An 11,046-nucleotide genomic window follows, 5' to 3' on the forward strand; every position below is an offset into this window, starting at 1 on the left:
CGCTTAGCCTCCAATCACGCGCGGTAGCACGGCCAGCGCAACAACCAATATCCAGAACACCACCACGTTATAGCGCCAGAAATAAGCGACGACTACCGGTTCAAACGGCGCATGCAATCCCACATAGCGGTAACCAACACGTAAGCCCTGGAGCAGGGAAAGTACCGCCCCCAAGGCGCTATGCAACAGCGCGTAGTAGAGGCCTACCATCAGAATTGCATCATGCGACGTTTCAGTAACCGCCAGATTAGCACGCACCATTACCCATAAAATCAGCGCAAACTGAATGCCGCCCAATAGCGCGGCGCCGTAAAAGTTAAACGCCAAGCCACGCTCTTGTTGCTTACGCAGTCCCCGTACGCTTTTCTCCATTAACGCCGCACCACCCATTAATGCGCCACCCGCTATGACAAGCGCTATTAAGGAAAGCGGCGATGTCTCGGGCATCCGCCATTCAGGCGATATCGTCCATAGATAGAACCAGCCAAATAGATAAGATAGAAAAAAAGATCCATTGGCGATCATTGCGGTTGTCATGGCCCAAACGCCGGGGCCATCCATGGTTCGGGAGTGCAGCGGTGGGTCGCCAGGCGTAACATTAGCGTTAGGCGCCGCTTTAGGATGGACCCCGTTCTCCCACGACCAGCGCAGCAGGAAAACGACCGCCACCACTGCCCCCAAACCGGCCAACGGGTACCAGCGCAATAACAGGCTGATACACACTATCGCAAGCGCCATAGCAGCAAAAAGCGGCCACCAGGAGTTACTGGGCACATGAATAACTTCACGCACTTTGCCGGTTAGCGGGTCGGTGCCCCACATCTCGCGGCGGCCGTGGTCTGCTGAGGCCAGGCCGTGTTTGCCTTCTTCCATCTCCTGCGGCAACTCAGGATGCTCCCAAAGCGGGTGGCGTGTTTCAACAGGAGGCAAGCTGACAAAGTTATAGGGAGTCGGTGGCAGTTTATTGGCCCACTCCAGTGTATCCGCATTCCATGGATTGGTTTTGGCGGGTTTGCCGTAGCGAAAGTGCAGCGCGATATCAATCAGCACCATGGCGAACCCTGCCGACATCACAAACCCGCCGATGGAAGACAACAAGTTAAAAATATCCCAGCCCAATCCCGTGTCATAGGTATAAACCCGCCGGGGCATTCCCAAAAGACCTGTCCAGTGCATAATCAAAAAGGTGGCATTGAAGCCAATAAACACCAGCCAGAAGCCCCATTTGCCAATCGTTTCAGAGGGCATCCGCCCTGAAAAGAGCGGCAACCAGTAGTAAAGCCCGGCCATTAACGGGAAAAGCATGCCGCCTACCAGTACATAGTGCATATGCGCCACGACAAAGTGCGTGTCATGTACCTGCCAGTTAAAGGGCACTAGCGCCAACATAACGCCGGTTAAACCACCGCACACAAAAATGACCAAAAATCCGACGATCCATAGCATCGGGAGTTTCATTTTGGGTTTACCAAGCCACAGTGTGGCCAACCAGGCAAAGATTTGAATACCGGTAGGTATCGCCACCAGCATACTGGCAGCTGAGAAAAATGCCTGAGCCAGTTGGGGGATCCCCACCGTAAACATGTGGTGGACCCATAGCCCAAAGCTAATAAATCCCATCACGGTAATGGCGAATACAACCCAGCCGTAGCCTACGATAGGTCGACCGGCGAAGACGGGGATCAGCGTCGAGACAATACCAGCAGCCGGCAGAAAGATGATGTAAACCTCTGGATGGCCAAATAGCCAGAACAGGTGCTGCCAGAGTACCGGGTCGCCGCCGCCTGCGATGTCGAAAAATGGCATGCCTACTGCACGCTCAAGCTCCAATAAGATACTGCCCAGAATAAGGGGGGGAAAACCCACCACAATCATCAGCGCCATGGCCAAAATGTACCACGCAAACAGCGGCATCTTGTGCAGCGCCATCCCTTGGGTACGGGTTCGTAGAATGGAAACCACCAACTCTACCCCGGCTGAAAGCGCCGAAATCTCAACGAAGGTGATCCCCAACAGCCAGAAATCGGAGCCGAGGCCTGGCGAATACTCGCTACTGCTAAGCGGCGTGTACATAAACCAGCCGCTGTCCGGCGCCATTTCCAGCACCATGCTGAAAGAAAGAATGATGCCGCCAAACAGATAACACCAGTAGCCCAGCGCGGTTAACCGCGGGCACACGAGGTCACGCGCGCCAATCATCTTGGGGATCATATAGATCGCCAAGCCTTCCAAAATGGGGATGGCGAACAAAAACATCATCACCGTGCCGTGCATGGTGGTGACTTGACTATAGATTTCGGGCGTTAAAAAGCCTTGATCGGGTGTCGCAATCTGCGTGCGAATCAGCATCGCCAAAATGCCGCCAAACAGAAAGAAGGCCATCCCGGTGACCATAAATCGAAGGCCAAGCGTGGTGTGGTTAACTATGGTTAACGCTTTTAAGCCAGGAGGATTTGCCCATACCTCTGCAAGGTCATTGTGTAACTTTTGAAGGTCTTCAGGGCCAGTTGCGTCGCGATCAATCGTTGTCATGGGGTCAAGGTCTCCAGCCAAGCACCCAGGGACTCCAAGGTGGCAGTATCCATATAGTTATGAGATGGCATTTTGTTACTCGGCTTAAGCGTTTGGTGATTTTCCAACCAGTAGTGAATAGCGCCCTCCTCCATGGGGAGCGTGCCCGCGCCCAGGGTATAGCGCGCACCAATATCAGAAAGATCAGGCCCAATAGTGGAGGCAGAGAGTCCAGCAACGCTATGGCAGCTGGCACAGGTAGATGCAAACTCATCCCGCGCTTGGGCAAAGTCATCATTTGCAAGTGCCCGTTCGGCCAAGCGCTCTTCCTGCCGTTCAGCGAGCCACGCGTCATACGCTTCACGTTCTACGGCTTCAACGTAAAACTCCATATTCGCATGCTGAGCACCGCAAAACTCCGCGCACTGACCACCAAAGACGCCCGGCGCATCGGCCTCAAGACGAACAACATTGGTGCGCCCGGGTAACATATCGATCTTGCCACCTAGCCTGGGCACCCAAAAGGAGTGAATAACATCAGCGGAGGTAACGTGAAAATCTACAGGTTCCCCCGCAGGCATGATGAGCTGGTTCGCGGTGACGACTTCTCCGCCTTCTGCTCCCGGGTAGCGAACTTCCCACCACCATTGATGGCCGATCACCTCAATCACTTCAGGGGGCTGGCCCAACGGTAGCGGCAACATTCGCTTGCCAGTCGGCACCCCAAAAATAAGTAACGCTGTAACGCTCAAAACAGGCAGTAAGATGCCCCCGCCAATAATCCAGCGGCGAGCAATTTTGCGCTCCTCTTGAGGCGTACGTTCCTGGTATTTACGTTTGAAGGTATAAAGCCATAACGCCACCACGCCAATCAGCACCACTGTGGCAAATGTCAGCATTATCCACCAGATTAGGACCACATCGCGTGCAGCTTGCCCAGCGGGGTCTAGAATAGACATATCACCCGCGCAGCCTGTAAGACCTAACGTCAGAGAGCCCAGCAGGGTGAGCATGCACCGGTTGACCCGCTGCGGCACAGCACGTTGAATACACAGCAAGGCGACGTGATACAAGTAGCGTTCCCTCATTGTTTATTCCTTTTTTCTGCCCACAGGAAGTGATAATGGCAAACTCCAATAGGCGTAATATCAAAAGTCGCGCTTCTATTTCTGGCCACCCGCTGCATCCGCTGATGGTTCACTTTCCCGTGGCTGCACTGATGGCCCTGGTAGCCTGCGATTTGGGATACTGGTATACCGACGATCCTTTCTGGCTGCGCGTAGGTTTGTGGCTGGCGGGTATAGGGGCACTTGGGGGCTGGCTGGCGAGTATCGCAGGCACCATTGACCTGGTGAGCGTAGGCCAAATTCGCCGTCTCATTACCGGCTGGAGCCACGCTATTGTCGCTGTTGTCATGCTCTCGCTTGCTTCGCTTAACTGGCTGATCCGGTTTAGCGAACCAGAGTTGGTGCTGCCCTGGGGCATTGCAGTTTCTGTGGTAACCGCCGGACTGGTAGCGCTGGCTGGCTGGCTGGGCGGCCAACTCGTGTATGAACACGCCGTCGGTGTCGAAGTTGAAGAGTGATGCGATAGTAGTCATGGCGGGCTAGCTCCAATCCAGCGGCTTGGCTAATACCAGCCCAAGCACGCAAAGAATGCCCGCCAGGGCCACCAAAAACGCGAGTATTAAAGCCGTTTTTACGCCTTTATAAACCCCCATTTCCAGACGTAAAATTAGCCAACCATAGGCGCCGTGGGCAGCCACCATGGCAACAACAGCACCCAACTTGAGCACCAGCCAGCCGCCCACCAAACCATGCAAGATAAAGAGAAGCGTGCCGGAAAATATGGCAATTAGCGCTGCCGGTGTTGCCACAGAAATATAAAAAAACCGGGGCATGGGAGGAGAGCCCTGCGCAAAGCCTGCGTCTTTACGGAGTTGCAGCGTATAGCTGAGTAACGCAGGCAGATACAGCAGCGAGCCGCACCAGACAACAAGCGAGGCTATATGAAGAAGTTTTAGCCAAGGCATTGAGGCTTCCTTGCATTGCGTTAGGCTTAGTGAAAGAACACTCCACTAACCTTAGTCAACGCTCGCCACTCTGGCTAGCCGATTTACCTTAGGGTGATTTCGTAACCCGTGAATTTACGAAGATTAATCACTCCACTATCAAGGATGAGATACTGTCCTTTAATGCCTTGTAACACGCCTTCGACCAAGGGTTGTTTGTCAAAATTATGGGAAGTCACTTTGCGTGGAAACGTCTCCACCGGGTAATCAAACGTGTAGGGCGTTTCATCCAGCTCACGAATTGCGTCATTGCCATGCTGGTCGCGCAGCTGATTCAAACCGCCATCAAGCGTTTCCAACAGGCGATCACGTTCGGCAATTAAATCAAGCGTCTCCACCTCCCCTTTCAGCATAGCCCGCCAATTGGTTCGGTCGCTTACCTGCTCTTTGAAAAGCATCTCGACGAAACCTGACTGCTGACGCGTGTCGACCTCAAGTATGGGAAGCGCCTGGATAGCGCCCTGGTCCATCCAACGAGTCGGCATCTGTGTTTTACGGGTGATGCCAACTTTTAAGCCCGATGAGTTCGCCAAATACACGATATGCGGTTGGAAACAATGCGTTTCGCCCCACTCAGGCTCGCGGCATGTGCCTTGAAAAAAATGGCACGTCTCAGGCTTCATGATGCAGGTATCACACTGCGCCAAGCGCTTGAAGCACGGATAACAATGCCCTTGAGCAAAGCTTTTTTTAGTCGCTCGACCGCAGTGAGTGCAAGCAATAGCGCCGCTCCAATGAAGCGATATCGGCTTGCCTACGCGCGAATTGAGGGGGATGTGCTGATCCCCAGCACGCAAATGGTAACTCACCTGGTCGCCCGGCCGGTCAGGCAATACGACCGACATCTTGCGTAAACACCCTTGCACTGCCTGTTCAACCACGCGTTGCATCCCGTCCCAAACCTGCCATTTCTGGCGTAACACCTGCGCCAGAAGACGCCGCTCCACACGTACGCTGCTCCAGATAACCCACGCGTTTCTCTTCAGGCACGTTATTTTCAGCCTCAAAGCGCATCACCGCTTCCAGACACAGCTCTGTTTGCTCAGCGGTAAGAAAGCGACCGTCGGGCCACTTACGCAGCGACACCGCTTGCTTAAGGCTTTCATAAATCGCAGGTGTCATTTGGTTGATCATTTTATCGAACGTCATATCGCTCATTACGGATCTCTTAATCTGTTTTCAAACGGCGAGACGAATAATACACGCCAGTAATAAGCCCGACGAGGAGCCCACCTAAATGTGCTTCGTTAGCGACATTGCCAAAACCTACCCAACTGGCCATATCGGTCATGGTGAACACCATCCACCCCAACATAAACACAACCAGCATTTGAGGAACGAAAAAACCACGTTGTGGCGCACGTCGCGACATCACCCAAACATGCCCTAGCAGGGCATAAACCACGCCCGACATACCGCCAAACAGCACGGTTCCGGTAAAATATTGCGCAAGATTAGCGCCGATACCCGCAACTAAAAGCAAAAGCAGCATGGTACGGCTGCCTTGTAGCACCTCCACTTGGCGCCCAAAGTACCATAACCACATAAGGTTGAAGATCAAGTGCATCCAGCCAAAGTGCAGGAATGCCGGTGAAAGCAGCCGCCATACCTGCCCGTTTATTAGCCCATCGGTTAAGCTGCGATATACAAACTGATTGCCCGAAATTTCTATCGGTACGATGGTTAACGCCATCACGACGCTATCACCCAACACCCCCGTTAACGCAAATATCACAAGACTAATAGCCATCGCGATAGCGGTAACAGGAACATGGCGCAAGGTGGTTAGTATATTGCCGGATGCGTAGCGGCGATTGGCGGGCTGATCAACAATAAGTGCTTCGCCACGCTCCCAGCGCGCTACCAGGCTTTTAAGCTCTGCGTGCTGACGTGGGTCGGCTATCCAAAGCAGAGGGCCCTCGGCTTCTTCTGTAATGCGATGCCCAATTCGATAGTGCCAAAGTGCTTTACGCAGTTCCTGCGTATCAGCATCACTTGGTAAGTGCATTACGGGGTGCATAAACTCTCCCTATTGAGGCCCTCGCCTTTGAAAACCAACCCCTTCATCGACTATTGCTGCATGAAGACAAATACCATGAGAAAAAAAAAAATCATGGCCAAAAAAAACCGGCGGAGGGGGCCGCCGGATAAAGCAAGGGATCATTCAAGGGAACACCTACTCTGATGGCCGACCGCACAGTTAGTTCAGCAGTTTTATAAAAAAAATGTAAAGCCTTGTATATTAAGACAATATAGGTTAATAAAAATCGTTTCCATATAAATTGGCATGGGAACGTTCTTCTTTAATCACTTCTACCCAAACGAAATTATCTGCATTCAGCGGTGTTTCGCCGTCCCATCGATAGGCGACCAAACGGCCATACTTGACAGCACTATAATCCAAACACGCAATATTGGGAGCAGGTAACGCAGGAATACCTTCACACCAGTAATGGCCGATAAACAGGGGCGGCTGCTCCGGCCCATAGTAACTCAAACGCTGGCGCTCGTTTTCGGTTAATAGACGTGTTTCCAGGTCGCCAGGCAAGTGATCGGGTTGAAAAACCACATCACCCCAACGGGTTGGATTAGCGGCCCAAAAATGCGCCCGAAAGCTTTGCCGTGTATAGCCATCGCCTGAATGAATCGCGATACCGCCAGGCAAGGGAATGTTGGCCCCACGGGTTAATCGGTCAATGATGCGATAGGCTTGCGTGCCAGGATCAGTAGATTCGATCAAAAATCGCGTATCCATATGGCCATCAGACAGGCGCTGTTTTAACTGCTCGATCAACCTATCGTCCCAACAGGCATGTACCACGCGAATACCGTCGATTTCTAAAAAAAGCGGCAGCGTTTTAAACCAGGCGAGCGTGTCATCCCACTCATTGGTGTAGTCCTGATACTGCGCCAACGTATCTTCCATGATGCGATTATGGCGCGGCGTATGCTCACGCAGCCAACGCTTATGGCTACCGGGTGGCGCCGGGTGCATATAGGCGAGTGCATTATGCTCGTGATTGCCCATCACAATATAGGCTTCGCCCTCCTCGACCATGCGGCGCGCAACGGTGACGGCGAGGCGAATACGTGGGCCACGGTCAATCAGGTCACCCAAAAAGATAACTTTACGCTGCGGATGGCGATAAACGCCACGCTGTTCGCGGTAACCCAGCATTTCTAACAAGGTGACTAGCGTGGCACCGCAGCCGTGAACATCACCAATCAGGTCGTAGCCTGTCATGCTTAATCCCCTAACCGGTGGCTCCAACCCAATTTACTGCGCAGCACATCATAGAAGTTATGTCCGATAGGGTGCACAAGCTGCACACGTTCGGCTTTGCGCTTTATCACCAGTACATCATCCGGCTTAGCAACCGCCCGGGTTTGCCCATCGCAGCTAATGTGCGGGTAGGTCTGGTTGGTTTCACCAATATGAATTCGAATCTCACTGGCGGCATCAATCACAATCGGTCGGCTGGAAAGCGTATGCGGGAACATCGGCACCAGCGTCACGACATCAAGCTTGGGATGCATGATGGGGCCTCCGCCGGAAAGTGCATACGCGGTAGAGCCGGTAGGCGTTGCGATAATCAAGCCATCGCTGCGCTGGCTGTAAACAAACTGACCATCAATAAACAGTTCAAATTCAATCATGCGGACGGCTTTACCCGGATGCACGACGACCTCATTTAATGCACCACCATTGCCGACCGCAACGCCATTACGATAAAGCACCGCTTCCAGCAAAAAACGCTGCTCAATTTCAAATTCGCCCGCCAATACTTCGCCCACTCGGCTTTCCAGCTCGTCAGGCGAGATATCGGTAAGAAATCCTAAGCGGCCACGGTTAACGCCTAACATCAGTGTCCCGCTGCGGCACAATGTGCGGGCGGCGCCTAACAGGCTACCGTCCCCGCCGATCACAATAACAAGGTCGCAAAGCTCGCCCAGCATCCGGCGACTGGCTTCCGGCTGCCCGTGTTGGGGAAGCGCCGTTGCCGTACGGTCTTCAATCAAAACGCTGTAATCATGCTCGACCAGATAGCTAATGAGCCGCTGCAACGAGTCGATGACTTTCTCGCTGCCCAAGCGCCCAATTAAGCCAATCGTTTTAAAGGGCCGTGAGTTTCCTTGGCCGGTTAGCGGCGCTGAAGTGGGTGGTGACGTGTTAGGCATGGGCGGCTCTCGCTAGCATCAGCCTGACATTATGGGGATACCGGGAGTATCGGGCAAATACGCCTAACCAAATCAAGAGAAACTCTTAGGCTGCCGCTACCTTACGTCGCTGGAGTAACCAGTGATTCAACCAGAGCGAGGCCGCCATGATCAGTGCGCCCAGCAGTAGTCGAACGATATCGGCCTCACGGCTCCAGATGACAAGATTAACCAATAACCCGGCCGGGATGAGTGCATTATTCATGATCGCCAAAGTACCGGCATCGACGCGGGTAGCGCCTTGGTTCCAGGCAAAGTACCCCACACCAGAGGCGGCCAGACCAAGCCAGGCAAGCACTCCCCACTGCAGCGGTGTGCTGGGTAACGCCGCACTATCGCCGAGCAATAAATAAGCCGGTAGTGCAACGACCATGGCGCCAATGAAAAACCATCCAAAAACGTTATGCCACGCAAGGTCAGCCGGCAAGTCTGCGGCCAAGCGGCGATACCCGACCTGGCCTAGCGCAAAGCAGAGATTGGCCCCCTGGACCACAAAAAAACCGAGCCAGAAGCCGCTGTCGATCCCGTCATAGCGAATGACAGCAGCCCCCACAACGGCCAATAGCGCGGTAAGTAAGTAGATAGGCGTGAAACGGCCAAACAACAGGTCATCCAGTAAAGCGATATACACCGGCGTAAAGATGGTGAAGAGCAGCACTTCTGGCACTGAAAGCAGCAAAAACGACTGATAAAGAAAGGTGTACATCACCCCAAGTTGAATGGCGCCAAGCGCCATCAGCGTAATACGCTGTTTGCCGCGTAGCAGGCTGGGGCGCAAAAAGGGTAAAAAAACCAGCATCGCCAGGGTTACCCGCACAAGCACCGCGAAATAACTATCGACCTGCCCCGCTAGATAAACCCCGATTAAAGAAAAGGAAAACGCCCAAAGCGCTGTCACGCTAATTAGATAGCCCACCGTAAACCTCGTTTCTTAGAAAGAGTTTACGCAAATTATACGGATTTCTTAGGGCCTGCCAACAGGTAAACCAACAACCAAGCAATAAGTTAACGACGCTGGAGCCACACAAGTGTATAGATAACCCCAGGCAGCCAACCCAGCAGCGTTAACACAATGCCAATAAGCAGGCGCGTGCCTCCCGCGCCGGTGAGCCCCAGCGCTAGCGGAGGGAGCAAAACAGCCAAGGCGAGATAGGCTGCCTTGAGTGCGCCTGGCTCGCTATCCGCACGCCTGGCCGAAGGCTGATCAGCACTTGAGTGAGGCTCGTCAAGCGTGATGTCAGGCCTTACAACTTGCGCATCGGGGTTGGCGACATGCGGATGGGGCGCTGACGATGGTTTAGGAGGCGTAAAGTGCTCTACCGCCACGTGCGCCTGCTCGGCAGGCGTTGCCTCAAGTGTCTCTTTTCGATGTGCCTGCTTATCAATTTTTTGCTCTAGTTCGCTGGCATCTTTCGCTAGCTCGTCGTGATAGCGCTCCCAATCCTCCCAATCATGAGGGGTACCCGACTTGGGCCGCTGCTCCCCTGCCCCGCGGGCTCGCTCCCAGGATTTTTCCTCAAGGGTATTGGGACGGTCAGATTCCCGCTCGACACCGACGCCTTTGCGGTTCAGGTATTCGCGTGCATCCATGTAAAGCTCCTTTGAGTCACGTTCAGCAAAGCGTTGAATAGGCGTGGCGTCCACCTACATCAACTACGCCTAAATCATCTACAGTGAGTAAATACGTTTAAGACGTTACTCACCCTATTATCGAATAACATCATAAACGTTGCACTTAGCCACGATGCCTTCGCCAAATGCTGCACACACAAGTAAGGTAAATGAAAGTGTGCGTAAGGAGTGCCAAGATGAAACACCCAAGCCCGCATATTGTCCGCGATATCATGTCCAAGGATTGTTACCGCGTTTCGCCATCTACCTCAATTACCACGCTGTCACAGGGGCTGGCACTTCATCGCCTGCCTGGTGTGCCGGTAGTCGATATGGCAGATCGATTAATCGGCTATATTTCTGAGAAAGATGTGCTAGGCCGTGTGCTTGACTGCTTATACCATGACCATGAGTCGCCACTGGTGGGTGAGCTGATGCGCGAAGAGGTGCTTACCACCACACCTAACAAAAGCATCACAGACCTTGCCCAGGAAATGCTCGGAGACAAACCCAAGGTTTACCCGGTGGTTGAACAACAGCGACTCGTCGGCATCGTGACCCGGCGCGATATTCTTATGGCCTTGTTAACCATTCGCCGCCATTGATAACAATGTGCGTATGAAAAAACAGTGGCG

12 protein-coding genes are annotated in these 11,046 nt (G+C 53.3%); 2 read left to right on the forward strand and 10 right to left on the reverse strand.

From position 1 onward, the window contains the following. Positions 1-3 precede the first annotated feature (3 nt). Positions 4-2,532: a cytochrome c oxidase subunit I gene (gene ctaD / locus ACT3TY_RS11645; protein ID WP_444628335.1), complete on the reverse strand. Its 2,529-nt coding sequence runs from the start codon at positions 2,530-2,532 to the stop codon at positions 4-6. Further along, on the reverse strand, positions 2,529-3,599 hold the full coding sequence (gene coxB / locus ACT3TY_RS11650; RefSeq protein WP_444628337.1) for a cytochrome c oxidase subunit II: 1,071 nt from the start codon (positions 3,597-3,599) through the stop codon (positions 2,529-2,531). The genes ctaD and coxB overlap by 4 nt, the downstream gene beginning before the upstream one ends. Positions 3,600-3,634: 35 nt before the next feature. On the opposite strand from coxB, the gene ACT3TY_RS11655 reads away from it, so the two are divergent. Beyond that, positions 3,635-4,096, forward strand: coding sequence for a DUF2231 domain-containing protein (locus ACT3TY_RS11655; protein WP_087111585.1), 462 nt, complete (start codon positions 3,635-3,637; stop codon positions 4,094-4,096). 21 nt (positions 4,097-4,117) lie between these two features. On the opposite strand, the gene ACT3TY_RS11660 is transcribed toward ACT3TY_RS11655, so the two are convergent. The 8 genes from ACT3TY_RS11660 to ACT3TY_RS11695 all read right to left on the reverse strand — a co-directional run bounded on the left by ACT3TY_RS11660 (position 4,118) and on the right by ACT3TY_RS11695 (position 10,390). Further along, positions 4,118-4,543 (reverse strand): CopD family protein, encoded by a 426-nt coding sequence (locus ACT3TY_RS11660; protein WP_441679227.1) that lies wholly within the window; start codon positions 4,541-4,543, stop codon positions 4,118-4,120. A gap of 83 nt (positions 4,544-4,626) precedes the next feature. Next, positions 4,627-5,472: a DUF2797 domain-containing protein gene (locus ACT3TY_RS11665; RefSeq protein ID WP_253927050.1), complete on the reverse strand. Its 846-nt coding sequence runs from the start codon at positions 5,470-5,472 to the stop codon at positions 4,627-4,629. Then, entirely contained in the window at positions 5,456-5,740 is a 285-nt protein-coding gene (locus ACT3TY_RS11670) for a YeaC family protein (RefSeq protein WP_087111591.1), read from the reverse strand. The genes ACT3TY_RS11665 and ACT3TY_RS11670 overlap by 17 nt, the downstream gene beginning before the upstream one ends. Before the next feature lie 10 nt (positions 5,741-5,750). Next, the gene (locus tag ACT3TY_RS11675) at positions 5,751-6,602 is read right to left on the reverse strand and encodes a rhomboid family intramembrane serine protease (RefSeq protein WP_172118307.1); all 852 of its coding nucleotides are present in this window, start codon (positions 6,600-6,602) and stop codon (positions 5,751-5,753) included. A gap of 237 nt (positions 6,603-6,839) precedes the next feature. After that, positions 6,840-7,826: a metallophosphoesterase gene (locus tag ACT3TY_RS11680; RefSeq protein WP_444628339.1), complete on the reverse strand. Its 987-nt coding sequence runs from the start codon at positions 7,824-7,826 to the stop codon at positions 6,840-6,842. 2 nt (positions 7,827-7,828) lie between these two features. Continuing rightward, positions 7,829-8,761, reverse strand: a complete 933-nt coding sequence (locus tag ACT3TY_RS11685; RefSeq protein ID WP_441679225.1) for an NAD(+) kinase — start codon at positions 8,759-8,761, stop codon at positions 7,829-7,831. Between the two features lie 85 nt (positions 8,762-8,846). Next, a complete protein-coding gene (locus ACT3TY_RS11690; protein WP_441679224.1) occupies positions 8,847-9,716 on the reverse strand; it encodes a carboxylate/amino acid/amine transporter in 870 nt (289 codons plus the stop codon). Between the two features lie 89 nt (positions 9,717-9,805). Then, entirely contained in the window at positions 9,806-10,390 is a 585-nt protein-coding gene (locus ACT3TY_RS11695; RefSeq protein WP_441679223.1) for a YqaE/Pmp3 family membrane protein, read from the reverse strand. Between the two features lie 218 nt (positions 10,391-10,608). Here ACT3TY_RS11695 and ACT3TY_RS11700 point away from each other — a divergent pair, with 218 nt between their 5' ends. Beyond that, positions 10,609-11,016, forward strand: coding sequence for a CBS domain-containing protein (locus ACT3TY_RS11700; protein WP_172118312.1), 408 nt, complete (start codon positions 10,609-10,611; stop codon positions 11,014-11,016). Positions 11,017-11,046: the final 30 nt, after the last annotated feature.

It is taken from the genome of Halomonas sp. AOP22-C1-8, assembly GCF_052378905.1.
Taxonomy (GTDB): domain Bacteria; phylum Pseudomonadota; class Gammaproteobacteria; order Pseudomonadales; family Halomonadaceae; genus Vreelandella; species Vreelandella citrativorans.